This window comes from Acinetobacter sp. GRABPA_MV_2, from assembly GCF_056725885.1.
Genome location: NZ_JBWZNA010000017.1, coordinates 41,614 through 67,145 on the forward strand (window position 1 = coordinate 41,614; position 25,532 = coordinate 67,145).

Annotated in this window: 23 protein-coding genes; 11 read left to right on the forward strand and 12 right to left on the reverse strand. The window is 39.3% G+C overall.

Translation table 11 applies throughout. The annotated features are described in order from the left end of the window. Window positions 1-10: 10 nt before the first annotated feature. From ACXM0J_RS14325 to ACXM0J_RS14335, 3 genes are all read right to left on the reverse strand, one after another. Window positions 11-904 carry an alpha/beta hydrolase gene (locus tag ACXM0J_RS14325; protein ID WP_086264389.1) on the reverse strand — a complete coding sequence of 298 codons (894 nt, stop codon included), beginning with the start codon at window positions 902-904 and terminating at the stop codon, window positions 11-13. A gap of 72 nt (window positions 905-976) precedes the next feature. Next, complete coding sequence (locus ACXM0J_RS14330; RefSeq protein WP_086264390.1) at window positions 977-1,831, reverse strand: SDR family NAD(P)-dependent oxidoreductase; 855 nt, start codon at window positions 1,829-1,831, stop codon at window positions 977-979. A gap of 44 nt (window positions 1,832-1,875) precedes the next feature. Further along, on the reverse strand, window positions 1,876-3,363 hold the full coding sequence (locus ACXM0J_RS14335) for a flavin-containing monooxygenase (protein WP_086264391.1): 1,488 nt from the start codon (window positions 3,361-3,363) through the stop codon (window positions 1,876-1,878). A 135-nt stretch (window positions 3,364-3,498) separates the two neighbouring features. On the opposite strand from ACXM0J_RS14335, the gene ACXM0J_RS14340 reads away from it, so the two are divergent. Continuing rightward, window positions 3,499-4,512, forward strand: coding sequence for an AraC family transcriptional regulator (locus ACXM0J_RS14340; RefSeq protein ID WP_086264392.1), 1,014 nt, complete (start codon window positions 3,499-3,501; stop codon window positions 4,510-4,512). An 11-nt stretch (window positions 4,513-4,523) separates the two neighbouring features. Here ACXM0J_RS14340 and ACXM0J_RS14345 read toward each other — a convergent pair whose 3' ends face one another. From ACXM0J_RS14345 to ACXM0J_RS14360, 4 genes are all read right to left on the reverse strand, one after another. Then, a complete protein-coding gene (locus ACXM0J_RS14345; protein ID WP_086264393.1) occupies window positions 4,524-5,399 on the reverse strand; it encodes a class I SAM-dependent methyltransferase in 876 nt (291 codons plus the stop codon). Between the two features lie 113 nt (window positions 5,400-5,512). Continuing rightward, entirely contained in the window at window positions 5,513-7,036 is a 1,524-nt protein-coding gene (locus ACXM0J_RS14350; protein WP_086264394.1) for a flavin-containing monooxygenase, read from the reverse strand. 22 nt (window positions 7,037-7,058) lie between these two features. After that, entirely contained in the window at window positions 7,059-7,892 is an 834-nt protein-coding gene (locus tag ACXM0J_RS14355) for an SDR family NAD(P)-dependent oxidoreductase (RefSeq protein ID WP_086264395.1), read from the reverse strand. 65 nt (window positions 7,893-7,957) lie between these two features. Beyond that, window positions 7,958-8,917, reverse strand: a complete 960-nt coding sequence (locus ACXM0J_RS14360) for a metal-dependent hydrolase (RefSeq protein WP_086264396.1) — start codon at window positions 8,915-8,917, stop codon at window positions 7,958-7,960. A gap of 526 nt (window positions 8,918-9,443) precedes the next feature. Here ACXM0J_RS14360 and ACXM0J_RS14365 point away from each other — a divergent pair. Further along, window positions 9,444-10,064, forward strand: a complete 621-nt coding sequence (locus ACXM0J_RS14365) for a TetR/AcrR family transcriptional regulator (protein ID WP_002163161.1) — start codon at window positions 9,444-9,446, stop codon at window positions 10,062-10,064. Between the two features lie 78 nt (window positions 10,065-10,142). Here the strand turns inward: ACXM0J_RS14365 and ACXM0J_RS14370 are convergent, their stop codons facing one another. Further along, a complete protein-coding gene (locus ACXM0J_RS14370; protein WP_005070386.1) occupies window positions 10,143-10,865 on the reverse strand; it encodes a pirin family protein in 723 nt (240 codons plus the stop codon). Between the two features lie 599 nt (window positions 10,866-11,464). Between ACXM0J_RS14370 and ACXM0J_RS14375 the strand changes: the two genes are divergently transcribed. From ACXM0J_RS14375 to ACXM0J_RS14385, 3 genes are all read left to right on the forward strand, one after another. Beyond that, window positions 11,465-11,692: a hypothetical protein gene (locus ACXM0J_RS14375; protein ID WP_171545296.1), complete on the forward strand. Its 228-nt coding sequence runs from the start codon at window positions 11,465-11,467 to the stop codon at window positions 11,690-11,692. 321 nt (window positions 11,693-12,013) lie between these two features. Next, entirely contained in the window at window positions 12,014-13,333 is a 1,320-nt protein-coding gene (locus ACXM0J_RS14380; protein ID WP_005070381.1) for an NCS2 family permease, read from the forward strand. 115 nt (window positions 13,334-13,448) lie between these two features. Continuing rightward, window positions 13,449-14,447, forward strand: coding sequence for an adenosine deaminase (locus ACXM0J_RS14385; protein WP_086264397.1), 999 nt, complete (start codon window positions 13,449-13,451; stop codon window positions 14,445-14,447). A 44-nt stretch (window positions 14,448-14,491) separates the two neighbouring features. Here ACXM0J_RS14385 and ACXM0J_RS14390 read toward each other — a convergent pair whose 3' ends face one another. After that, window positions 14,492-15,049, reverse strand: coding sequence for a cytochrome b (locus tag ACXM0J_RS14390; RefSeq protein WP_078220412.1), 558 nt, complete (start codon window positions 15,047-15,049; stop codon window positions 14,492-14,494). 239 nt (window positions 15,050-15,288) lie between these two features. On the opposite strand from ACXM0J_RS14390, the gene ACXM0J_RS14395 reads away from it, so the two are divergent. Continuing rightward, window positions 15,289-15,675, forward strand: coding sequence for a hypothetical protein (locus ACXM0J_RS14395; protein WP_078220413.1), 387 nt, complete (start codon window positions 15,289-15,291; stop codon window positions 15,673-15,675). A gap of 68 nt (window positions 15,676-15,743) precedes the next feature. Next, the gene (gene rnhB / locus ACXM0J_RS14400; RefSeq protein ID WP_002163155.1) at window positions 15,744-16,310 is read left to right on the forward strand and encodes a ribonuclease HII; all 567 of its coding nucleotides are present in this window, start codon (window positions 15,744-15,746) and stop codon (window positions 16,308-16,310) included. A gap of 67 nt (window positions 16,311-16,377) precedes the next feature. On the opposite strand, the gene csrA is transcribed toward rnhB, so the two are convergent. The 3 genes from csrA to alaS form a co-directional block, all read right to left on the reverse strand. Continuing rightward, a complete protein-coding gene (gene csrA / locus ACXM0J_RS14405) occupies window positions 16,378-16,632 on the reverse strand; it encodes a carbon storage regulator CsrA (protein ID WP_000906487.1) in 255 nt (84 codons plus the stop codon). Window positions 16,633-16,878: 246 nt separating this feature from the next. Then, the gene (locus tag ACXM0J_RS14410) at window positions 16,879-18,159 is read right to left on the reverse strand and encodes an aspartate kinase (protein ID WP_002115333.1); all 1,281 of its coding nucleotides are present in this window, start codon (window positions 18,157-18,159) and stop codon (window positions 16,879-16,881) included. 65 nt (window positions 18,160-18,224) lie between these two features. Beyond that, window positions 18,225-20,861, reverse strand: coding sequence for an alanine--tRNA ligase (alaS, locus tag ACXM0J_RS14415; protein ID WP_086264399.1), 2,637 nt, complete (start codon window positions 20,859-20,861; stop codon window positions 18,225-18,227). A 269-nt stretch (window positions 20,862-21,130) separates the two neighbouring features. Here alaS and ACXM0J_RS14420 point away from each other — a divergent pair, with 269 nt between their 5' ends. From ACXM0J_RS14420 to ACXM0J_RS14435, 4 genes are all read left to right on the forward strand, one after another. Further along, entirely contained in the window at window positions 21,131-22,156 is a 1,026-nt protein-coding gene (locus ACXM0J_RS14420; protein ID WP_086264400.1) for a type I glyceraldehyde-3-phosphate dehydrogenase, read from the forward strand. Window positions 22,157-22,431: 275 nt separating this feature from the next. Then, window positions 22,432-23,598, forward strand: a complete 1,167-nt coding sequence (locus ACXM0J_RS14425) for an ATP phosphoribosyltransferase regulatory subunit (RefSeq protein WP_086264401.1) — start codon at window positions 22,432-22,434, stop codon at window positions 23,596-23,598. A gap of 63 nt (window positions 23,599-23,661) precedes the next feature. After that, a complete protein-coding gene (locus ACXM0J_RS14430) occupies window positions 23,662-24,981 on the forward strand; it encodes an adenylosuccinate synthase (RefSeq protein ID WP_086264402.1) in 1,320 nt (439 codons plus the stop codon). Window positions 24,982-25,102: 121 nt separating this feature from the next. Next, the gene (locus ACXM0J_RS14435; RefSeq protein WP_086264403.1) at window positions 25,103-25,420 is read left to right on the forward strand and encodes a hypothetical protein; all 318 of its coding nucleotides are present in this window, start codon (window positions 25,103-25,105) and stop codon (window positions 25,418-25,420) included. The last annotated feature ends 112 nt before the right edge of the window (window positions 25,421-25,532 follow it).

Genomic DNA, 25,532 nt, shown 5'->3' on the forward strand with positions numbered 1-25,532 from the left:
GGCGATATTTTTATATTGACTGTGTATGTTTATCAATGAATTGCCCAATGCGCTCAATCGAGTCATTAGATTCATTTAGTATACCCGCGTGGAACTGAAAAACATGCCCGACTCGGTCATAAACCTTCAAGTTCGTCCGAATACCGTACTTTTCGGTTTGTTTAGTGAGACGTTTTGCATCGTCTAATAAGACCTCTTCGGTACCGACATGAATTAGAATATGAGGTAATCCAGTTAAGTCGGCATAGAGTGGGGAACAGGTTGGATCGGTTGCCGATTTTTGGCCGCAATAGTTTTTTGCACACCAAGCTAACCAGTCCTCTGACAACATCGCATCTTGAGCAGCATGAGTTTTTATTGTGCTTCCAGAGAGGCTTAAGTCAACCCAAGGTGAAAGTAAAACTAATGCTGCTGGTAACGGTAACCCTGCATCCCGTATCGCAATTGCAGTACTCAAACTCAGTCCGCCGCCAGCAGAATCCCCAGCGATTACAATTTTTTTCGGGTCTTGTCCTTGGACAAGTAAAGCTTTATAGACTGCAACTACATCTTCAATAGCAGCAGGGCTTGGGTGTTCTGGGGCTAGGCGATATTCAGGTAACCAGACTTGTGCTTGAGCTGCATGTCCGATTTGAGCAGCAAGCTTAGCGTGGCTTTTGCTACTGCCCACGACATAGCCACCACCATGTAAATACAAAATACCGAGACCTGACTTAATAGACCTAGGCAGGATATGAAGTGTAGGAACTTGAGCAATTATTTGCTTTTTTGTTTGATAACCACGAGGCCCAAGCACAATAGCACTGGCTGCATCACTACAAAAACGTTGTAGCCTTAGTGGTGTTTTAGGGGATAAAGCTGGACGTAGTGTGGTACGGATGGTCCATGCAAGAAGCTGCTTCATAATAAGGACTCATACTAAGCATGTTAGATTAATCAGCATCTCTTAAGATTAAGAGCATGCTGACCACTATTTTTATTTTGCTGATTTGTTGAGTAGGCGAGTTTGCCAAGCAGTCGCGGCTGCAAAGATCTTTTGGTAACCCTGTGGAAGAATACGCTGAATCACATCAACGGCTTTTGCATCGGCTCCAATAAGTAAACGGCGACGATTCTTGCGAACAGCTTCCAAAATTTGTTGAGCTGCATCATCAGCAGGGGTGCGAAGTAATTTATCGAAAGCATCCTGACTTTTTAGAGGGTCCATTCCCAAAGACTGGACGCTATTATTCATGCGGGCAGCTTTGGCAATATTGGTGCGAATACCACCCGGATGCACACAAGTCGCGCTCACACCAGCATTTTGCATATCAAGTTCTTGGCGTAATGATTCAGTAAAGCCACGAACAGCAAATTTACTGGCGTTATAAGCACTTTGGGTCGGTTGAGCTGTTAAGCCAAACATACTAGAAATATTAATAATATGCCCATCACCACTTTCCTTTAAGTAAGGCAAAAACTCTTTGGTGCCATAAACCACGCCCCAAAAATTAATACCAATCAGCCATTCAAGGTCTTCATAGCTCACACCTTCAGCCGTACTACCAATTGCGACACCAGCATTATTAAAAATCAGATTAACTTGGCCATGTTCATCTACTACTGCCTTTGCCCAAGTGGCAACTTCATCACGCTTAGCTACATCAACTTTTTGAGTGGTGACTTTGACAGAATAAGGTGCCAAAAGCTCGACTGTTTTAGCTAATCCGACTTCACTAATGTCAGAAAGTGCCAGATGGCAACCTTGTTTGGCTAATGCAATGGCAAGTGCTTGTCCAATACCAGAACCCGCACCTGTCACAGCTGCGACTTTATTTTTAAAAGACTTCATAAAATTCTCCGTTTATTTTTCTCATTTCCTATGGTGAAGCTTGTTTAAGAAATAGCCGAAACCTGAGTGTAGTTTTCAACATCGAAGCGACGAGTACGTTGACGATATTCAAGAGTAAAACCTGGCCAGTTATTGGTATTTTTACCCTCAGCAGTTTGATACCAACTGGTACAACCTTGAGCCCAGACAGTTTTTTTCATTTTTTCTTGAATGCTTTGATTAAACTCATGTTGAACTTCTGCACGAACATTGGTGAACAGAAGTTTGTTTTTTAGAGTTGTTTGAATGGCATCTAAAATATAATTCACTTGGCTTTCAATCATATACACAATTGAGTTGTGACCAAGGTTGGTATTTGGTCCATAGAGCATAAAGAAGTTTGGAAAGCCGCTTACAGTTAAGCCAAGGTATGCTTCTGCACCATCTTTCCATGTGTCTTTTAAGGTACGACCATCAAGACCTGTAATCTGCATTGGCGCCATAAATTCTGTTGCGGCAAAGCCCGTACCATAAATAATGGTATCGACTTCACGCAGATTTCCTTCCGTATCTAAAATTCCATTTTCAGTAATTTCTTGAATGCCCGTATTAATCACATCGACATGAGGCTGAGTCAGTGTTTGATACCAGTGGTTAGAAATTAGAATACGTTTACAACCAATTGGATAATCCGGCATTAAGCGGTGGCGCAGCTTCCCATCTTTAACGACTTTACGGATGTGACGCTGAAATAAATATTCCACCAAAGGCATTTCATTTAAAGAAGTTGTAAAAGCAAGTAGGCGAATTTCATGATGTCCATATTGCAAAGCACGGTCTAGACTTTGCAAAATCGGTAGTTTGCGGAAAGCTTTTTTCTCTAAAGGCTGGTAAACCCGATCTGGTTTAGGAATCACGTAAGGTGCCGAACGTTGATAAACGTCTAGATGTGCTACTTGTTTTGCAATTTCAGGGACGAACTGAATTGCACTTGCACCTGTACCGATTACTGCAACACGTTTGCCAGTTAAATCATAATCATGGTCCCAACGCGCTGAGTGAAATGCCTTACCCTTAAAGTTTTCAATACCTTTAAGTTTTGGATAAGCAGGGCGGTTGAGTTGGCCTACCGCACCGACTAGAAACTCAGCTTCAAACTGTTCACCAGTCGTACTTTGAATGTGCCATACACCTTGCAGTGCATCAAATTCAGCACTGGCAATTTCAGTATTAAATTGAACATGTGGACGAATGTCATATTTATCGGCACAGTGGCGTAAATATTGATAAATCTCTTGAGATGTTCCGTAGCGATTTTTCCAGCCTAGCTCTTGCTCAAAAGAAAAGGAATATAGATGAGAAGGCACATCACATGCAGCACCCGGATAAGTATTGTCACGCCAGACACCACCGACATCAGCAGCCTTTTCAAATAGAGTAAATTGTTCAAAACCTGCTTGTTTGAGACGAATGGCAAGTCCTAGACCACCAAAACCAGTGCCAATAATGGCGATGCGTACATTTTTATTTGAATTAGACGACGAATTAAACATGGGCTGCTCTAAATCCTTAAAAACAGTGAGCGAAAAAATCGCAATTTCCTGTCTGCAGAATAGACGTTTATTAACTTGATTTAGAGGATGGATGAGGACAAAATATTGTGATTCGAGGACATTCTGAGCAATACAGTGAAGTATGCATGGGCATTTGAACGCAGTGTACATAGTGTTCGGTTAATGGCTGATTTCGCGATGGAATCAGGCATCTCTTATCAGACAATTTTGCAAGGGACTGGGCTTAGCCAACAACAATTACTTGACCCTAATATGGTGGTGACAGGCCATCAGGAATTACAGTTGATTCATAACTTGGTTGAGCAACTAGGAGACAGACCCACATTAGGCTTAGAGGTCGGCACACGCTATCATTTCACCACATTTGGGCCATTAGGCATGGCTCTGATGAGTAGTGCGAGCATTCGCGAAGCATTAGATTTGGCCTTGACCTATTTTACCTTAACCTTTGCTTTTACCCGCTTTGATGTGTCGGATACATCCCAGGGAATTCGCATTGAAATTGATGAGCAAGATATTCCATCTTCAGTACGTCAATTCATTATTGAACGCGATGCCGCTGCACTCATTACGGTACAGCGAGATTTGGTGCAAGACAATTTTTGCCAGTATTTGGCTTTTTCTTTCCAACTCAAAGGTGATGCCGAGCCTTATCAGGACTTATTTGGCGTGATGCCAGAATTTGGTGTAGCTAAAAGCTTTGTAATTCTGGATCCGCAAAAAGTAGACCAAAAGTTGCTTATGGCAAATGAATTGGTTTTACATACAGCTGAAGAACAGTGCCGACAAATATTAGAGAAACGCCAATCACAAAATAAATTTACAACCTTAGTGCAACAGCAACTTATGAATGTGCGAGGGGAAATGCCTTCTATGGAAATAGTCGCTGACCGATTGCATTTAAATGCGCGGACCCTACGCCGTCATTTGGCATTAGAGGGAATGACTTTTATTCAAATTCGTGAAGAAGTTAGACAGGTTTTAGCTGAGCAATATTTGGCATTACCAAAAGTTTCGGTTGAGCAGATTGCCGAGTGGTTAGGTTATGCAGAACCTGCCAGTTTTATTCATGCTTATAAAAGATGGCATGGGAAAACACCTCATGCCATGCGGCTTAACAACCAATAATCAAATTATCTTTATTTCTTTAAACGCAAATGCAGCAAACGCGTTGCTGATGTGTGGCGAATTTCATCAATCCTTCCATTAAAATATCGTTCAGTAATGGCTTCACCTGAAAGATCTTCGACTACTTCAAATCCCATCTGCTCCACTGCATGATGTAAGTCTATTGATTTAAATTGACCTAATAAAGGCTCTTTCAACAAATGGGTAAACTGCGCAACCCCCATACTTCCAAGTCGCTCAATACCGTTTAATTCCTGAAAATCGGTCGAATAGTCGAGTACCACTTCGCTACCGTTTGCAGCAAATTCAGCAATACTTTTTAAGGTTTGCAAGGTCGTTTGCGGGTTTAAATAGTGCGTTGTGCCTAACCATGAAAAAAATGCAGGAGCAGATGAATCATAGATACTTCTGGTGAGAGCTTCTGAAATAGACTCTTTCTCAAAGTTAATCGCAACAAATTCAACGGTAGCAGGAATATTACCTAGCTTTTTTAGTTTGGCTTGTTTGGCCGCTTGAGTATCAGGATGATCAACTTCAAAAATTTTCAAAGTAGGGTAATGGTGTGATTCACGTAGTACAAAAGAGTCTAGGCCAGCACCCACTAATACATATTGTTCAGTGTTCTGTTGAACTGCTAGATCAAGTAAATCTTCGGCATAACGGGAGCGCCCGACCACTTGCCCAGTAAGTAAACCTAAAGTGCGGTTTAACACCGCAGAATTCATGAGTTTAACAATCAGTGTGTTAGATAGAAGTTTTTTCCAGCCTTTACTCGTTAGTTCAAAAGCATAAGGGTCTGAAAATACAGGGTTCTGTGTATTTTGAAAATGATTGGCTCGTAATGCAGCAGCGGCTTCAGCAGTACGACTAGATTGACCTTCTTTCATCTTTATCCTGTTTTTTTATTTCTTGAAGATATTCAACGAAGAAGGCAGTGTATTTCATGAAAACTTAAAATACACTGCCTCTTTCTTACAACGGATTTGATCGAAATTACAAATTAGTGAGTTTTTGTCGTTTGATACGTCACTTCATAATCTTTCAAATCTACTTTTTTCAAACGCTGTTTAAGTTTTTTCAATGACCAAGGCCATGCGGCAAAGTTACGACCGTTGGCATCAAGGTAATAACTCTTACATCCGCCACTATTAAATACAGTTGTTTGCAGGTGTTTTTGAACCAAGTCATTGTGCTTTTTAATCACATCAGATTTAACATTTAACTTGCTAATTCCTTTGTGTTTAATTTTCAATAAGCCATCTACGATATAGTCGAGTTGTGCTTCTGCTAACCCAATGAAAGAATCATAGACCAATACGTTTGGACCCAAAACTAAAAATGCATTCGGTACATTCTCAATATTGGTTCCTAAGTAAGCCTCTGGTGAAGTGTTTTTCCATAAATCATTTAAACGTTGTCCTTTTTCATTAAACACACGTTTACCGATTGGTGGGTGAGATACTTCAAAGCCTGTACCCCAAATAATCACATCAACTTCGTGGCGTTCACCATTGGCAGCAACCACCGTATTGCCTTCTACTTTCACTAAACCATGTGGAATAAGTGTGGTATTCGGTGCTTGTAGAGCAGGGTAATAGTTGTTAGCAAACAAGATACGTTTACAGCCAATATCAAAGTTCGGCGTTACGTTTTTACGTAGCACTGGGTCATTAATTTGCAATTTAAGTAATTGCTTGCCGAGCACATTTACTGGTTTGAGCGCAAGTGGATTACGTAAACCAAAGTTAATTGCATTCAGCGTTAACGCGACACTTTTACGCCAGCTCGCCTGAATAGCTGGATATTTCGCAATGACTGATTTACTAAACTCTCCCAAGTCTGTATCTGGTTTTGGTAATACCCAAGGTGCTGTACGTTGGAACACAAACAGTTCTTTCGCTTTTGGTTGGATTTGTGGCACAAACTGAATAGCAGATGCACCAGTACCAATCACGGCAATGCGTTTACCTGTGAGGTCATAATCATGATTCCATTTCGCTGAATGGAACATTTCGCCTTTAAATGTTTCTAAGCCTTCAAGACGTGGAATTTGAGCTTCGGTAATTGGACCTGTGGCAAAAATAACCGTTTTAGACAAATATTGCCCAGTAGTGGTATCAAGCACCCACACATGCCGTGAGTCATCCCACGCTGCGTTAAGCAACTCGTTGTTAAACTCGATTTTAGAAGTAACATTAAATTCGTTACTCACATCTTCCAGATAACTCAAGATTTCTGGTTGGCGCGCAAATAAATGGCTCCATTTTGCACTTGGTGCAAATGAGTAAGAATAAAGAGCAGAAGGTACATCGCAGCCACAGCCTGGGTAGGTGTTTTCACGCCATGTTCCACCAACACGACTAGCTTTTTCAATAATTTTATAATTGGTATAACCAACTTGATCTAGGCGAATGGCAGCAGCGATCCCTGAAATGCCCGCACCCACAATAAAAGTATCGAAAATATGGCTTGGTGATTTGACAGCTTTTTTTGCTGATGCATTTGTTTTCATTTGAGCAGTCATATGTGTACTACCTATAAATTTCTTATTTAAATAATTTGTACGATGTACCAAGGAACTTGGTATACAAGCTTGGGGATGCACGTTTCATGAGCCAGAATAACTTCGCATCAATTTGAGGAATGGTATACATCTCATCCTGATCAAGGCGATTAAGGGTTAATCTTGCAACATCGTCACTTGTGGTGAGCGCATAGTTCATCAGTGCATGGTCTGCAAGCTTTGAATAACGTCCTGGAATTCGACCATTTTTAATGATATTGGTGGGTACCAGCGTCGGGCAGAGCACATTCACTTTAATATTAAACTTACGCAGTTCGGCAGAAAGCGTTTCTGAAAGCGCACGCACACCCGCTTTAGTCACGTTATAAGCAGTCATTTCTGGTGCAGCCGTGTAAGATGCCGCAGATGCCACATTAATAATCGCGCCGTAACCTAACTTTTTAAACTTGGGAACAAATGCATGACAACCATGAATAACACCCCAAAGGTTAATATTCATGACCCAGTTCCAGTCTTCTAGGGTTAGCTCGTCAAACTTGCCACCCAAACCCACACCAGCATTATTAATGACAAGAGTTACAGGGTGCCCAAGCAAAATTTCAGCAGTTTCAGCGAGATGGTTCACTTGTTCAGCATTACCCACATCACAACGCATAGCAAAAGCTTTTCCGCCTTCTTGTTCAAGAAATTTTACTGTTCCTTCAGCAGCTTCGAGATTAATATCTGCACACACTACGCTACCACCACGTTTCGCAAGTTCAATTGCAAAACTTCGACCAATCCCACTGCCTGCACCCGTCACTACGGCATAAGCTTTTTGGCTTGGTTTAACTTTCTTTTTGCCAAATAAAATCATGATTCATCCATAAATAGCTTGAAGAGATACCAGCTACCTATTCGATAGCTGGAAATGCAGGACGATTAAGACATGCGTACGGGTGGGGTAAATTCTTTAACAAAGTAAGGAGCAATTGCGCCGCCTTCTGTCAGCAATTTCTTTTTGTAATACTCAAGATATTCAGTCGTATCATGATCATTTGGATGAAAGTCTGGGCGTAAGTAGTCAAGAATTTGACAAATCGTACTGCCGAAAACTCCGTCTTTTGGACCAAAGATTAAGCCTACACCACGACGAGCGTCCTTCCAGAATTTCAAGGTCAGCATCTCTTGTGGCTTTCTTAAAACAGGGACAAATAATGTAGTCGCAGGGATTAAACCTAAAATGGTAAATAGCGCGAGGAAGAAACCAGACGCACGTAGTGCATAACTACCATTTAACAGTTGATAGACATCATAGGCAATATCTTTATGCTCAGATTCTTCAAGCATATGCCACATCCAAAGTGCGCGGCTTTTTTCGTCATTTGAATAATAGAAGTTCTTTTCATGCTTCATCATGTATTCTGCAAGTACCGCAGTAAAATGCTCAATACCCGCCATCATTGATAATTTGAGTGGCTGTGGAAACTTTAAGAAAACATATTTAAAGAAGTTTGAGCCAAGAAAACGATATAGAGCGACAGGATATTCAGCATCTTGAAGGGCATCGTTATATTCATTGTGCAATTTTGAGTGAATTGCTTCTTGGCCAATCAACGAAGTTACTCGCTGCTTTAATATTGGATCTTTGATAAATTCACGGTGATGGCGAGCGGTTTCAATAACCAGATCTTCACCGTAAGTTAAAAACACCGAAAGTGTGGCAAAAAACAAAGTAGCAAATTGATTGTCCATATAGAATCTGACATCAATTTCTTTACCATCAAAACCAATATTTAAATGTCTGATTGGAATTGAGCTTTTGCTAGCAAAATCTGGTAGCTCAATTTCACGCTGAAATTTAAGTTTGTTGAATGATTTTTTAACTGCGGTCGAGATCATGGCGACACCCTGAAGCAAAGTAGTGGTGCATTTTGATGAAAATTAATAAACTCAATGATCAACAAAGCACTGTAAAATTCCATTTTCAAAAACAGATAATTCTCTGTATTGACTACGGTGTTGTTGCTCCGTTATTTGTTTGATTATTTGGCTGAATAACGGAAGAAGAACCGAGGCAGACAAAAGAGCTGCTTAAAGAGTCTTCTTTAATTTTTTCATATTAATCTGACATTATGTTCGGATTCAATTCGGGTAAATTTTTAAATATATAAAAGTATTTTATAGACATTCTTTGTAATAATAATTTTAAATAAATTTGATTTATATTTTTGAAATATAACAAATTAAATTTATTCCTGATCTCGGAAAATAGTAAATAAAAGCATCGATTGATTGATAAGTTGAGATCTGTTTTTCTCAGTTTTTCTGATTAAGTTTGACAACTATTCGGATTTTGTTTTTTTATTTCTACCGAGTTAGATTACATGCTAATCTGACTTTATGTTCGGATTATTGATTAGATCGTATGACTACGCGTAAACCTCGTCAAACTCGAGCCAAAGTCACTGTCGACACGATTATTGAAGCAGGTTTTATTGCGGTGGCACTTCATGGACCGAGTGGAACCACGACACGTCATATTGCAGAAATTGCAGGAGTGAGTGTCGGGTCTTTATACGAATATTTTAAAAATAAAGAAGAAATTTATGATGCGATGAATCACTTTTTTGTTCGGGAAATTCTGGACATGATTACAGAGCTTACACCGACGATTTTACAGTTGGAGTTAGAGCCTGTCATTGAAATGATTTTTTATACTTTTAGTGATTTATTAAAGAAAAATAATGACCGCTATTTGACTGTTTTGCGCTATGCAGGGGAATTGCAGTACGACAAATACATTCCCAAAATTGAACAGGCTTTAATGGAAGTCATCATGAAATATATGATGCATAATCCCAAATACCTAAAAATTAATAATTTACCCGTAATTACCTATATATGTATCAATAGTGGAATTTTTAATGTCGCACGGCATCTTATTTTGCCAAACCCTTATATTAGTTTTGATGAAATGGTACAGGGACTAACCACGATGATCATGAGTTATATCAACACAGAGATGGCGCGTTCAGAAGAGCATTGAGCAGAGATAGCATTTTCATAAGTCGACTAAACGATATAAAAAGCCCTCACATAAAGTTTATGTGAGGGCTTAGTTGCATTATGGCATGGTTGGAACTTCTTCAGGACGCATATCGAAAATCAAAATTTCGGCGTTATCACCATTGGTAAACGATAAGCTTCCACCGTCACGAATACGTGCTGCGTCGCCAGTATTAAAAGTTTTACCATTTACATCAACACGACCTTTGGCAACGTGTAGGTACACATAACGACCCTCAGGAATTACGAATTCAGCAGTTTCTTCACCATCAAAAAGACCTGAGTAAATATTAATGTCTTGTTTGATCGATAAAGTTTTCTCACCACCTTTTGGTGAGATGATCAAATGCAATTTACCGCGTTTGTCTGCTTCATCAATATGAACTTGTTGATAGCCTGGCTCTGTATTCACTTCATTTGGAACAACCCAAATTTGCAAGAAATGAACACCTTCTTGAGCTGAATGGTTAAATTCACTATGAGCAACACCACGACCTGCACTCATCAGCTGAATATCGCCTGGTACAATTACAGAACCTGTACCCATCGAGTCTTTATGCTCTAATGCGCCTTCAAGCACATAGGAAATAATTTCCATATTGCGGTGAGGGTGAGTACCAAAGCCTTTAGATGGAGCAACGTTATCATCGTTAATTACAAGGAGGTCCGAAAAACCGACTTGTTTAGGATCCCAATAGTTAGCAAATGAAAAGCTATGTTTTGATTGTAACCAACCATGATGTGCTGCACCACGCTCGTGAGATAAACGCATATCAAACATGATGTATTCTCCTCATTTAATTTTTTATCTGAGTGCATTTTATCGTAGCGTTTATGGGAATAAAGCTCTGAAAATAGAAAGCTTGGTGTGATTTATGGAACAATGAAACTTGAACGTAATATTGCTAATCGAAAGATAGTAATAAAAGCTATTTCTTAAATAAGATGAAGATTACGTAGAATAGAATTTTCTTTGTAAGCTGGAGGAGAAACACGGAAATTAGTAGCTAAAGAAACAATTTTAAAGAAAACTGTATAAACAAAAATAGCTCCTTTTTATTTCATTTGAAGCTCGGTAAATAAAAAAGAAATTTTAAGCCCTATACACATTTGTCTATACCTTGTCTTTAAAATAACTTAATAATTAAATGTGATAAAAAAATAATATTAAAAAATAACTAAAATAAGTTCTAATAAAATAAAGGTACTTTTCAATGGAAAAGTTTAATAATTATTGGTAATTTTATGAATATTTTAAAAATCACATTTATTTTCAATTGCTTGAGTGGTAATGTGTTATTGTAAATAAATGTGAAAATATTCACAAAGCTATAATTTTTTGTTAAGATCATTAACATTAAAAACATAGAGATAATAATAATGATCAATAAAGTATTAATAGTGTTGTGTGTGGGTATCGTCTTTGTATTAGGGTATTGGGTGTATTTAGATACTCAAAATAAAAGGCATCAAGAGCTAATGCGGATCATACAAGAAGCTGAAAAAAATTTACAAAGTATCGAGCGAAATCCTAATCATGCTCATCATAGCAATCTAGCCTCTTATAATATGCAACAATATATAGGCGAGAAAAAAATTATTTTTTAGCAATGTTGAGCTATAAATTTCTAATTTTTACAGTGCCATTGGTCATATCTTTTCATAAATTTTGATCATGTTTCTCTTGAATCTGTTAAACTTATTGAACGTATAGTAAAAAAGCTGCATAGGGGTTATGCAGCTTTTTTGTGTTTCAAGAGGGGCTGTGGTTATTTTCTACGTATACAGCTAGAAACCAAATGAGTGGCATATTTGTTGCTTCTTAAATTTGAGATTCTTGTTTATAGGACTGAACAGAAAAACAATATTGTTCAGAGACCTACATAGACGTAAATATTCCACAGTTCAGATTTTGCATAGAGGCTACTTATGGCGGCGCCCAATTCTTCGGCAGGCTGGTTAGAGCGTTTATTTAAGCTAAGCGACAATAAAACCACTTTCCGAACTGAAGTTCTTGCTGGTGTAACTACATTCCTAACGATGTGTTACATCATTATTGTCAATCCACTCATTTTATCTGAAACCGGCATGGATCATGGTGCCGTATTCGTTGCGACCTGTTTGGCAGCAGCAATCGGATGTTTAGTAATGGGGATCATTGCTAATTATCCAATCGCACTGGCCCCTGGTATGGGTTTAAACGCTTACTTTACCTATTCGGTTTGTATGGGAATGGGCGTGCCATGGCAAACAGCTTTAGCCGCTGTTTTTGTTTCAGGCCTTGTCTTTCTTGCAATTAGCTTCTTTAAAATTCGTGAAGCGATTGTTAATGCGATTCCAATGTCACTTAAATTTGCAATCGGTGGTGGTATTGGTTTGTTCCTAGCACTGATTGCACTAAAAAATGCTGGAATCATTGTTGATAACCAAGCGACCTTAGTTGGTTTGGGTGATATCAAACAGCCTACAGTATTATTAGCGTTATTCGGATTTTTAATGATTGTGGTTTTACACCAATTAAAAGTTCGTGGCGCAATCATTATTAGTATTTTAGTTGTTACGGCCATCGCTACTGCTTTAGGTTTAAATGAGTTTAAGGGTGTAGTGGGTCAAATTCCTTCAATTGCACCAACATTCATGCAAATGGACTTTGAAGGTCTATTTACTGCAAGTATGGTCGGCGTCATTTTCGTATTCTTTATTGTCGACTTGTTTGACAGTACTGGTACTTTGGTTGGTGTTTCACACCGTGCAGGTCTTTTACAAGACGGTAAATTACCTCGTTTGAAGAAAGCATTATTTGCAGACTCTACTGCAATCGTTGCAGGTGCCGCATTAGGTACATCTTCAACTACACCATATATTGAATCAGCTTCAGGTGTGGCAGCAGGCGGACGTACTGGTTTAACTGCTGTTGTAGTTGCAGTCTTATTTATCTGCTGTTTATTTTTAGCACCTCTCGCTCAATCTGTACCAGGTTTTGCAACGGCGCCAGCTTTATTGTTTATTGGTGTATTGATGATCCAAGGGATCACTCACATTGATTGGGATGATATTACTGAAGCTGTTCCAGCATTTTTAACCATTGTATTTATGCCATTCACCTATTCAATTGCTGATGGTATTGCAATGGGCTTTATTAGCTATGCATTAGTTAAATTATTCACGGGTAAGGCAAAAACTGTACCGTACATGGTATGGATTATTGCTGCACTTTGGGTATTTAAATTTATCGCGTTTGGCGGTTAATATGATTTTTTATAATTTTCTTCTTGAGCTATCTTAGACATAGTTTTCAATAAGAAGAAAATTATAAAAGGGTGTGATTTTGACCACACCCTTTTTCTTTAGACGTGGAGTTAATATGAATCAAGTCGAGCTGATTCGCGCCTTACCAAAAGCCGAATTGCATGTACATATTGAAGGGACTTTCGAACCTGAATTAATGTTTGCAATTGCCCAGCGCAATCAGATTCAGATTCCTTACAAATCTGTTGAAGAAGTAAAGCAAGCTTATAACTTTCATAATCTTCAATCATTCTTAGATATTTACTATGCTGGGGCGAATGTTCTTGTACATGAACAAGACTTTTATGATTTAGCATGGGCTTATTTTGAGAAATGTGCCGAAGATCATGTCGTTCACACAGAAATGTTCTTTGACCCGCAAACCCACACTGACCGTGGTATTGCATTCTCAACAGTGATTAATGGTTTAAAACGCGCTTGTGCAGATGCCAAAGCTAAGTTTGGTATTAGCTCTCAACTGATTATGTGTTTCTTACGTCATTTAAGTGAAGAAGCTGCATTTGAAACACTTGAGCAGGCTTTACCATTTAAACAAGACATTATTGCAGTTGGCCTTGATTCAAGTGAAGTAGGGCATCCGCCAGCTAAATTTGAACGTGTTTTTGCTAAGGCGCGTGAAGAAGGTTTCTTAATCGTTGCACACGCTGGCGAAGAAGGCCCGCCTGAATATGTATGGGAAGCTTTAGATCTACTTAAAGTGAATCGTATTGATCATGGTGTGCGTTCTGAAGAAGACGAACAATTAATGGCGCGTTTAATTAATGAAAAAATGCCATTAACAGTTTGTCCTTTAAGTAACTTAAAGCTATGTGTTGTTAAGGATATGAAAGATCATAATATCCGCCGTCTTTTACAAAAAGGCGTACATGTGACGGTTAACTCAGATGATCCTTCATATTTCGGTGGGTATATGAATGATAATTTCTTTGCCATCCAGCAAGCATTAGACTTAAACAATGATGAGTTGAAGCAACTCGCAATTAACTCTTTTGAAGCCTCTTTCATTTCAGATGAAGAGAAACAAAAGTGGATTGCAGAAATCCAAAAAATCTAAATAAAAAAACCGCCTATCTCGGGCGGTTTTTTTATACATCAGGTTTATTTAGGTTGTTTGGTCATACTATTTAAAATATTGTCTTTATCAATAAAGTGATGTTTCAAAGCTGCAAGTACATGCCCAACAATGAGAAAACCGGCAAACCAAGAAATATAAATATGTAATGGTTTAACAACAGCTAAAAGCTCTGGGTTATCTTGCACTAAACGCGGAATTTCAAATAAATATAAAACAGGGGCAGGGTGACCAGCACTCCAACTAAACAAGCAACCAGTGACAGGTAAAGCAACCAAAATCACATAAAGGAGTAGATGACCAACATGTGCCAAAGTTTTCATCATCGGTGACATGGTGTCAGGTAGTTTTGGAGCTGGATGGGTATAGCGCCATAAAATCCGGATAATTACCAAAAAGATAATTGTGGTTGCAATATTCTTGTGCAACGTAATCACATCACCTTTAAAGCTGCCATCAACGTCATAGCTTAAAAAATTTCCACTATAAAAGCCAATAACCCATGCGACGATGAAAATAATTGCCATCACCCAATGCAAAATTTGTGCGGTACGGGTGTAATACTGAGAGGAAGCAGCAGGCATAAAAGACCCTTTTTTTGTCGTTTTGATTCGTGATTTTAGGTGAAAGCACAGATTTTGAGAAATGTTTTAAATGTAACAGAGCGTGCTAAAAACAGAACGTTTTTCCCCAAAAGAAACATTTGATGAGTTGAGTTTAACCCGTGAAAATAGTTTGCATAAATGCATCAAATTATTTGTTTCTTCTAAAGTCGAGTTTAGGCACAATACGCGCTGCCAACGTTCAATCAAAGGAAAAAATGATGAAAAAATTGATGCTTGCTCTAGCACCAGTTGTTTTAGCTTTAACAGCATGTGCAACGACTACAGGCACTGACACGGGCGCTCCTGCACAAACTACAACTCAACAATTGGGAGTTGCTGCGTTAAAGGTTGCTGTAAATGCAAAATGTATTACAGAGATTAATAATGTTGCGGCTTGGAAAACAGCAACAAAATATATGACTGCTGAGCAGCGTGATAGCATTCAAACAAATGTATGTGGTTGTGTGAGTGAAAAGGCTCCAAACAGTGTGACAGCTGTAGAATTAGCGGCTGCTGCACTTGATGTAAATACACGTGCTACAATCGTAAACCAAGTGGTTTCTAAAACTGTAAATGCTTGTGTGGCAGAAGCTTTACAAAAGTAATTAATGATTTTGTATTAAAGAAGGCTGATTATATTGATCAGCCTCTTTTATTTAAAGGTAGTGAGTCGATGTTTATTGCTGGTGTAGATGAGGCGGGACGGGGGCCTTTAGTAGGTTCGGTTGTGGCAGCGGCCGTTATTTTAGATCCGAATAATCCAATTTTAGGATTAAATGATTCTAAAAAATTAACTGAAAAGAAACGTGAAAAGTTGTTTATTGAAATACAAGAAAAAGCCTTAGCTTGGTCAATTGCTGAAGCAACACATGCTGAAATTGATGAGCTAAATATTTTACAGGCAACTTTTTTGGCTATGCAGCGCGCTGTTGATGGCTTAAAAACTCAACCTCAAAAAGTGATTGTCGATGGTAATCAAATTCCTAAAGGAATTATTATTCCTTGTGAAGCCATTGTTGGTGGGGACGCAAGCCATGCTGAAATTAGTGCAGCAAGTATCTTGGCAAAAGTGACACGAGATCGACAAATGGCGGAATTAGATCAGCAATATCCGTTATTTGGCTTTGCCAAACATAAAGGATATCCAACCAAAGCACATTTTGAAGCGATTGCCGTGCATGGTGTGATTGATCAGCATCGTCGTAGTTATGCACCTGTTAAACGTGCGTTAGGTTTATAAATACAACCACTTAAAAAATTTAAAGCGACTATAAAGTCGCTTTAATTAGGGAGAGAACAACTTCATACTAACGATTGAAGTTTTTCTGTGCATAATTATCATCTTCATAAGAAACTTGATAATCTTGATCAAGATGTTGAAGGTGTTCATGCATTGCACGTTCATGTTGAATACGTTGATAAATTTCTTCGCGATGAACAGAAACCTCTTTTGGTGCATTCACACCAATACGAACTTGGTTTCCTTTGACGCCAAGCACAGTAACACTGACTTGATCCCCAATCATTAATGTTTCCCCGACACGGCGGGTCAGAATCAGCATGTTTATCTCCTTGCTAAACGCTTAAAACTGCAATATTGGTACCCAAATAAAAAGCTCAACCTCAGTTTTCAGTCAGATTCTAACAGAAATATGAGAACAAAGTCATATTTTGATAATCTCTGCCAAAAAACTTTCCGTTTAATATAACAGAGCCGCTATAAAAAAAACTATAGCGGCTCTGTGTTTTCTTTGATTATTGTCGGACAAGTAAACATTTTTTAATGAATTCTTGACCGGTTGGTAAAATTAAGCGCGAGCGCTGCTTTCACCATGTTCACGATCCAAACCAAAAGCGGTATGTAAGCAGCGAACAGCAAGTTCAAGATATTTCTCGTCGATAATCACAGAAACTTTAATTTCAGAAGTTGAAATCATAAGAATATTGATACCTTCATCAGCAAGGGCAGTGAACATTTTGCTCGCTACACCTGCGTGTGAACGCATACCTACACCAACGATAGACACTTTAACGATATCATCACGTGTTGAAACTTCACGTGCGCCAATATTTTTAGCAGTTTCGTTTAAGATTTTTTCAGCTTTCGCTAAATCAACACGGTTTACAGTGAAAGTGAAATCTGTTGTGCCATCTTCTTCAACATTTTGCACTATCATATCGACTTCGATATTGGCATCACTTACTGGTGATAAGATTTTAGAAGCAATGCCTGGTTCATCAGGTACACCTAAAATCGTTAATTTTGCTTCGTCACGGTTAAAAGCAATACCTGCAATAATTGGCTGTTCCATAGTATCTTCTGCCTCAGTAGTAATGAGTGTACCAACATTTTCTTTAAATTCGTCGTCAAAAACGCCGTCGTCGTCATTATCAAAGCTTGATAATACACGTAAAGGAACTTGATATTTCCCGGCAAACTCTACTGAGCGAATTTGTAAAACTTTAGAACCTAATGATGCCATTTCTAGCATTTCTTCAAAAGAAATACGGTCGATTTTTTTGGCTTTAGGAGCAACGCGAGGGTCAGTGGTGTAAACACCATCTACATCAGTGTAAATCTGGCATTCGTCAGCTTTTAAAGCAGCAGCAAGAGCAACACCAGAAGTATCTGAACCACCTCGACCTAGTGTTGTCGTATTTCCATTAGCATCAAAGCCTTGGAAACCAGCAACCACAATAACACGGCCTGCATCTAGGTCATTGGTCATGACATCTGTATCAATAGACTCGATACGCGCTTTGGTAAATGCACTGTCAGTTTTAATACCGACTTGACGTCCGGTATAGGATTTAGCTTCCACACCAATCGAATTAAGTGCCATAGCTAACATGGAAATCGTCACCTGTTCACCGGTTGAAACCATTTGGTCTAACTCACGTGGGTCAGGTGTTTCGGTAATGGCTTTAGCGAGAGCAAGTAGGCGGTTTGTTTCACCACTCATTGCAGATACGACCACAACAACCTTGTGACCGTGATCATGCCAACGCTTCACACGACGAGCAACATTTAAAATGCGCTCGGGGGTACCCATAGAAGTACCGCCATATTTTTGAACGATTAATGCCATAGTTGTTCCATATAAGCCATGACCCTGAGAGGCTTTTCAGGGTCAGTTACACAAAAAGTGAAGTCTTATTTTTGTTCAAGCCATGCAGGTAATGCTGCGATAACTTGTCCAAACTTCTCGTTAAGTGGCGCGCCACCTTGTGCTAAGTCAGGTTTACCACCACCTTTACCACCTAACTCTGTTGCTAGATGTTTGATGATGTCACCTGCTTTTAGAGTTGCAGTGTATTGTGATGCAACTGAAGCAAGTAGGCTAACTTTGTCACCCTCTACACCAGCTAAAACAATAACTGCATTCTCTAATTTCGATTTAACACTGTCATGTAAGTTGCGAAGTGATTTTGCATCTACACCTTGAACAGTGGTAATAAGCGTTTGACGACCAGCAATGGTTTGTACCTGATCAATCAATTCTGACGCTTGGAAGTTTGCCAATTTCTGATTGAGCTGTTCAATCTGCTTTTGTAATGCAGAAACCAATTCAACATTGGCTTGTACACGCTCAACAGTTTGGTCTTTCTGTGCTTTTAATAAGCCATTAATGTGCTGGATATCAGCATCAGTTTTTTGTACTACATCTAGCGCTTTAGTACCTGTAACAGCTTCAATACGACGTACACCAGCAGCTACACCACCTTCTGAAGTGATTTTGAATAAACCAATATCACCTGTACGTTTAACGTGGATACCACCACATAGTTCAATTGAGAAGTTTTTCTCATCAATAATTGAACCCATAGAAAGTACACGTACTTCATCACCGTATTTTTCACCAAACAACATCATGGCACCTTTAGCTTTTGCAGCTTCGATATCAAGAAGTTCGGTTGTTACAGCACTGTTTGCAATAATTTCTGCATTCACTAAACGCTCAACTTGTTGTAACTGTTCAAAAGTTACAGGTTGGTCATTAGCAAAGTCGAAACGTAAGATATCGCTTGCAACTAGAGAACCTTTTTGTTGTACATGTGAACCTAAGATTTGACGAAGGGCAGCATGTAATAGGTGAGTTGCAGAGTGGTTACGTGCAGTTGCTTCACGAATGTCTGCTTTAACAATCGCTTCAACATTTTGATCTGCTTTAAGACTACCAACGGTCACAATACCTTGATGAACAAAGGCACCACCTGACTTTTTAGTATCTTGAACTTCAAAAATACCAGTTTCATTTTTGAAGATACCAGTGTCGCCAATCTGACCACCACTTTCAGCATAGAAAGGAGTTTGGTTTAAAACGATAAGCGCTTCATCACCTTCAGAAACTTCATCAACTTGTACACCATCTTTATAGATCGCTACAATTTGACCTTGACCAGTGGTGTTGATGTAACCATCAAACTGAGTTTCGCCTTCAACTTTTACAATGTTATTGTAATCAACTGCAAACTTACCAGCATCACGAGCACGTTGACGCTGTGCTGCCATTTCTACTTCAAAACCAGCTTCATCAATAATAAAGTCACGTTCACGTGCAATATCAGCAGTTAAGTCTGTCGGGAAACCATAGGTGTCGTAAAGTTTAAATACAGTCGCACCAGGAATCGTTTTATCTTTTAATTGAGCAAGTTCGCCTTCAAGTAGTTTCAAGCCTTGCTCAAGTGTTTTAGCAAACTGTTCTTCTTCACGAATTAAGGTTGCTTCAATCACGTCTTTACGCGCTGCAAGCTCTGGATATGCATCACCCATAACTTCAATTAAAGGTTGCAACATTTTGTAGAAGAACGTACCAGTTGCACCAAGTTTATTTCCGTGACGAACAGCACGGCGGATAATACGGCGAAGTACATAACCACGACCTTCATTGCTTGGGTTCACACCATCAGCAATGAGGAAACAGCATGAGCGCGCATGGTCTGCAACAACACGTAAAGAAGGCTGACCTTGGTCTTCAATATCAATAATATTTGCAGCAGCTTTTAATAAGTGTTGGAACAGGTCAATGTCGTAGTTTGAATTAACATGTTGCAATACAGCAGAGATACGCTCTAAGCCCATACCTGTATCAACAGATGGAGCAGGAAGAGGGTGAAGCACGCCATCAGCAGTACGGTTAAACTGCATGAAAACGTTGTTCCAGATTTCAATGAAACGGTCACCGTCTTCTTCAGGTGTGCCTGGTAATCCACCCCAAATGTGATCACCATGGTCAAAGAAAATCTCAGAACATGGACCACATGGGCCAGTATCACCCATTGCCCAGAAGTTATCAGATGCGTATTTTTCGCCCTTATTATCACCAATACGGATAATACGTTCTGGTGCTAAACCGATTTCTTTGTTCCAGATGTCGTAAGCTTCGTCATCGGTGTGGTAAACCGTGGCATAAAGTTTATCTTTTGGTAAAGCAAGCCATTGTTCGCTGGTTAAAAATTCCCATGCGAATTTAAGTGCATCACGTTTGAAGTAATCACCGAATGAGAAGTTACCTAACATTTCAAAGAATGTATGGTGACGTGCAGTGTAGCCAACGTTATCTAAGTCATTGTGTTTACCGCCAGCGCGTACACATTTTTGTGATGTGGTCGCACGCACATAGTCACGTTTCTCGAGACCTAAAAAGCAGTCTTTAAACTGGTTCATCCCAGCATTTGTAAATAATAAAGTTGGGTCGTTGGCAGGAACAAGAGAACTCGACGCGACACGTGTATGCCCTTGCGTTTCAAAGTAGCGCAAAAATGCTTCACGAATTTCAGCAGATGTCATTAAACGAGTACTCACAACCAAGTCACTCCATATTTTCGAATTTGGCTAAATGTATCAATGCCTGTTTGTTTTATGCCAAACCTTGCATGTGATACGGGGCTTATTTTTTAAAAACGCTAAATTGTAGCGGAAAAACCCCACCGAACCAACGATTTTAAAAGGAATATCTTACAAAACTGTGATTTGGCTAAAAATCTATATTCAACTAGCCTTGAGGTGCTTTACTATATGCCTTCTTTAATTTGTAGTTTTGTTGATAAGGATAGGTCATGCAACGTATCGCCATTAATGGGTTTGGTCGGATTGGACGTAATGTTTTACGCGCCTGGTTCGAAAGCCCAAAGCAATTTCATTTTGAAATCGTGGCGATTAACGATATAGCAGATGTCCAGACATTAGTGCATTTATTTAAATATGATTCTACGCACGGCCGCTTCAATGGAAATGTAGATATATTGATTGAAAATGAAAAAGTTTTTTTGAATATTCAGTCAAATCAACGAACGCTAAAAGTTGAGGTTTTAAAGCAGAAACAACCTGAACTTTTACCATGGTCTAGTTTAGATATTGATGTGGTACTTGAGTGTACAGGACTGTTTCGTTCTCATGCGGATGCAACACGTCATCTACAAGCAGGGGCGAAGCGGGTCATTATTGGGGCAGCACCTTTTGATCATGTCGATGCAGCCATTGTTTATGGTGTGAACCACAATGAAGTCAAAGTGACTGATCAAATCATTTCGAGTGTGTCGTGTACTACTCAAGCTTTGGTTCCATTAGTCAAAATCATTGATGATGCTTTTGGTATTGAAACCGCACTTATGACAGAAATTCATGCGGTAACGGCAGATCAATCTGTTCTTGACCACGCACATCGTGATTTACGACGTGCTAGGGCTTCAGGGCAAAATATTATTCCGACCACGTCTAGTGCGCTTGGTGCATTAAAACGTGTTATGCCTAAAATGGAAGACCGTATTGATGGTTATTCAATTCGTGTACCGACTATTAATGTAGCGGCAATTGACTTAACTTTTATCGCACAATCTCCAATTACAGTGCATCACCTTAATGAAATACTAGTTAAAGCCTCCCAAACAGATTATGTAGAAATTATGGCGGTAACAGATGAGCCTTTAGTTTCGAGTGATTTCAATCATTCACCTTATTCACTCATCGTTGATTTAACTCAGACGATGGTTGTTGGCCATCAAGCTAAAGTATTCGCTTGGTATGATAATGAATGGGGCTATGCAAACCGATTATTGGATTTGTGTGATTCTTTCAAAAGTTAAGTTTGGTTAACTGGCAACAAGGGGATAGCTCAGATATTGGCCCATTCTTTAGTCGAAGAACTTTTGTCTATGATATGAGTGAATGATAATAAAGTGTTGAATATTATTATTAATTCATGAAATCTTCTTTTTGACTTTAGAGTTTATTAACGAAGATTTATGCAAATTGTCAGGTGCATGGCACAAAGTATCATGCTACACTAAGAGAAATCGGGTGTGTTCCCGATTTTTTTATGTGGGGTCGTTCCACGTTGATCAGATTTTAGGCTTGAAATATGACCATTTCAGAGACATGGTTGCTGCCTGACGGGGTAGCAGATGTATTGCCGGAACAGGCGCAAGTCATTGAAAAACTTCGCCGTGAAGCTTTAGATTTCCTCGCGGTACGAGGTTATCAATTGGTATATACACCATTTATCGAATACATCGAATCGTTGTCTTCATTATCAGAATCAAATCAAGACTTAGATTTAGTAACTTTTAAGGTCATTGATCAGCTCTCAGGCCGTTTACTCGGTGTTCGTGCTGATATGACGCCACAAGTTGCACGTATTGATGCACATGTAAGACCAGTTGAAGGCGTTGCACGTTACTGTTATTCAGGGACTGTATTACATACTAAACCACAAAATTTCAATGCCACACGTGCACCTCTACAATTAGGTGCAGAGTTATACGGACACGACAGTATCGAAGCTGATGTCGAAATGGTCGATGTCATGCTGGGGTTGATCGAGAACATTTATACTTTACAAGGCGCGCATTTAGATTTGGGTCATGTAGGGTTGTTTCGCAGTTTAGTAAAGTATGCTGGACTGTCAAAAAATGAAGAGCATGAGCTTTCAGATCTTTATCAAAGAAAAGCGTTACCAGAGTTAGCCGAGTTTACACAAAACCTGAATATGGGTTCTGATTTCTATGCGCTTGGTCGCTATTCTAGTGATCTAGAAGCATTACAGGCGAATTTAAGTGCAAACATCTTACAAGATGCTGAATTTAAGTCAGCATTAGATGCACTTAAAACGACACATGCGCAAATTAAAGGCCGTTGGCCAAATCTCAATATCGGTATTGATGTTGTAGAGCTACGTAGTTATCACTATCACACTGGTTTGATGTATGCGGTCTATGCACCGAATCGTGCTGCGCCTTTAGCACAGGGTGGTCGTTATGATGGTATTGGTGAGCACTTTGGCCGCGCACGTCCTGCTACTGGCTTTAGTTGTGATTTATATGCCTTAGGTGCAAACCAGTTCGCCGAAATCGAAACTGTTGTTGCTCCAAAAGGCTCAGAACAGGATTTACTCTCAGCAATTTCGAATGCGCGCGCTCAAGGTTTACGTGTCGTTCAATTGTTAGGTAATGATGATTTAAGTTCTATTCCATATGCGACCCATCAATTCGTGTCGCAAAATGGACAATGGAATATTGAAAAGATTTAATCGCCAGCGGTAAATTTTTACTGGTGGTTTCCAATTTTAACAGCATGATGTAATGAGGCTATTATGGGCAAAAATGTTGTGGTACTTGGTACCCAATGGGGCGACGAAGGTAAAGGTAAAATCGTCGACCTGCTCACAGATCAAGCGGCTGCGGTAGTACGTTATCAAGGCGGACATAACGCAGGTCATACTCTTGTCGTAGGTGGTAAAAAGACTGTATTGCACCTCATTCCATCAGGCATTTTACGTGAAAACGTATTGTGCTTAATTGGTAATGGTGTAGTACTTTCACCAGCCGCGTTAATTGAAGAAATGGGAATTTTGGAAGCGGAAGGTGTTCCTGTTAAAGAACGTCTACGTATTTCTCCAAACTGTCCACTCATTTTGCCTAACCACATTGCACTTGATCAGGCACGTGAGAAGAAACGTGGTAATGCTAAAATCGGTACTACAGGTCGTGGTATTGGTCCTGCATACGAAGATAAAGTGGCTCGCCGTGCAGTGCGTGTTGCTGACCTTGTTCGTGGTGGTGCAGCGCTTGAAGAAAAACTCCAAGAAATGCTTGAGTTGCATAACTTCCAGTTAACTCAGTTCTACGGTGTAGAAGCTGTTAAATTTGAAGATGTATTGGCTCTTTGCAACCAATGGCGTGAAGTGCTTGCTCCATTAGTGATTGATGTTACTAAAGTGTTGCATGACTATCGCAAAGAAGGTAAGGCGGTAATGTTTGAAGGAGCTCAAGGCTCACTTCTTGATATCGATCACGGTACTTATCCGTATGTTACAAGTTCAAATACAACTGCTGGTGGCGTAAGCTCTGGTTCAGGTATGGGACCTTTACATCTTGATTATGTATTGGGTATTACTAAGGCTTATACAACACGTGTAGGTGCTGGTCCATTCCCAACTGAATTGGTTTACGATGCAGCGACTGATTCTGGTGACCCAATTGGTAAACACTTAGGCACAGTTGGTCATGAATTTGGTGCTTCTACTGGCCGTCAACGTCGTTGTGGTTGGTTTGATGCTGAAATTCTTCGCCGTTCTGTAGATGTAAACTCACTTTCAGGTATTTGCTTAACTAAACTTGACGTTTTAGATGGTTTGGAAGAAGTAAAAATCTGTGTGGGTTATGAAAATACAGATTCAGGTTGTGTAGGTTCTTCAGATGCAGTTTCTTTCGAATGCTTGAAGCCAATCTATGAAACTATGCCTGGTTGGAGCGAGTCGACTGTTGGTTTAACTAGTATCGATCAATTACCAGCAAATGCTTTAGCTTATGTTAAGCGTATTGAACAATTAATCGAATGTCCGATTGATATTGTTTCAACTGGTCCAGACCGTGCAGAAACAATTGTTTTACGTCATCCATTCTCTGCTTAATTAGCAAAGATTAAAAAGGCCTCCTAAAAGGGGGCTTTTTTATACCCGACTAAAGTGCAGTTTTCGTTTTATTAGATCCAGATTAAAACGTTATATATAGATCAGGAAGGATGGGCTCAGGATGAAGCTGCAACCAACTATTTCAAAAACAATTTTTTATTCTTTTTTATTTGCTGTTGGTGGTTCACCCACGCTGGCAATGTTGATTATTTATGGACAGGAATATCATGAAGACTTCTTTATGACTGCGTTTATGAGCTTGTCGGTTTTGTTCGCATGTGTGTTAATTCCTGTCGTATTCATACAAAATAGTTATTTACTCTGGAAAAAGGAAAGTCCTAATCTTGAAGAGAAAGTTAAGACCTTAAGTCATGTTTATCTGGGTTTAAATGTAATCTGTTTGATTTTCTGGATTTATTTGATGACTTTATCTGCTTGATCGTTACATAAATACTATGATCATGGAGAAATGAGACATTCAAAGCGTGACTGGTATTTCTTATAATAAGTGCAAAAGAATAAACAGCTTTTTATCGATTTAGGTGATCCGT

Coding starts and splice junctions, on each gene's coding strand:
- ACXM0J_RS14365 (WP_002163161.1), top strand. CDS start 9,444: ATGACTACGCGTAAACCTCGTCAAACTCGAGCCAAAGTCACTGTCGAC.
- ACXM0J_RS14345 (WP_086264393.1), bottom strand. CDS start 5,399: ATGAAAGAAGGTCAATCTAGTCGTACTGCTGAAGCCGCTGCTGCATTA.
- ACXM0J_RS14420 (WP_086264400.1), top strand. CDS start 21,131: ATGCAACGTATCGCCATTAATGGGTTTGGTCGGATTGGACGTAATGTT.
- ACXM0J_RS14430 (WP_086264402.1), top strand. CDS start 23,662: ATGGGCAAAAATGTTGTGGTACTTGGTACCCAATGGGGCGACGAAGGT.
- ACXM0J_RS14330 (WP_086264390.1), bottom strand. CDS start 1,831: ATGAAGTCTTTTAAAAATAAAGTCGCAGCTGTGACAGGTGCGGGTTCT.
- ACXM0J_RS14390 (WP_078220412.1), bottom strand. CDS start 15,049: ATGCCTGCTGCTTCCTCTCAGTATTACACCCGTACCGCACAAATTTTG.
- ACXM0J_RS14355 (WP_086264395.1), bottom strand. CDS start 7,892: ATGATTTTATTTGGCAAAAAGAAAGTTAAACCAAGCCAAAAAGCTTAT.
- ACXM0J_RS14325 (WP_086264389.1), bottom strand. CDS start 904: ATGAAGCAGCTTCTTGCATGGACCATCCGTACCACACTACGTCCAGCT.
- ACXM0J_RS14410 (WP_002115333.1), bottom strand. CDS start 18,159: ATGGCATTAATCGTTCAAAAATATGGCGGTACTTCTATGGGTACCCCC.
- ACXM0J_RS14385 (WP_086264397.1), top strand. CDS start 13,449: ATGAATCAAGTCGAGCTGATTCGCGCCTTACCAAAAGCCGAATTGCAT.
- ACXM0J_RS14435 (WP_086264403.1), top strand. CDS start 25,103: ATGAAGCTGCAACCAACTATTTCAAAAACAATTTTTTATTCTTTTTTA.
- ACXM0J_RS14335 (WP_086264391.1), bottom strand. CDS start 3,363: ATGTTTAATTCGTCGTCTAATTCAAATAAAAATGTACGCATCGCCATT.
- csrA (WP_000906487.1), bottom strand. CDS start 16,632: ATGCTGATTCTGACCCGCCGTGTCGGGGAAACATTAATGATTGGGGAT.
- ACXM0J_RS14425 (WP_086264401.1), top strand. CDS start 22,432: ATGACCATTTCAGAGACATGGTTGCTGCCTGACGGGGTAGCAGATGTA.
- ACXM0J_RS14375 (WP_171545296.1), top strand. CDS start 11,465: ATGATCAATAAAGTATTAATAGTGTTGTGTGTGGGTATCGTCTTTGTA.
- rnhB (WP_002163155.1), top strand. CDS start 15,744: ATGTTTATTGCTGGTGTAGATGAGGCGGGACGGGGGCCTTTAGTAGGT.
- ACXM0J_RS14370 (WP_005070386.1), bottom strand. CDS start 10,865: ATGTTTGATATGCGTTTATCTCACGAGCGTGGTGCAGCACATCATGGT.
- ACXM0J_RS14380 (WP_005070381.1), top strand. CDS start 12,014: ATGGCGGCGCCCAATTCTTCGGCAGGCTGGTTAGAGCGTTTATTTAAG.
- ACXM0J_RS14350 (WP_086264394.1), bottom strand. CDS start 7,036: ATGACTGCTCAAATGAAAACAAATGCATCAGCAAAAAAAGCTGTCAAA.
- ACXM0J_RS14395 (WP_078220413.1), top strand. CDS start 15,289: ATGAAAAAATTGATGCTTGCTCTAGCACCAGTTGTTTTAGCTTTAACA.
- alaS (WP_086264399.1), bottom strand. CDS start 20,861: ATGACATCTGCTGAAATTCGTGAAGCATTTTTGCGCTACTTTGAAACG.
- ACXM0J_RS14360 (WP_086264396.1), bottom strand. CDS start 8,917: ATGATCTCGACCGCAGTTAAAAAATCATTCAACAAACTTAAATTTCAG.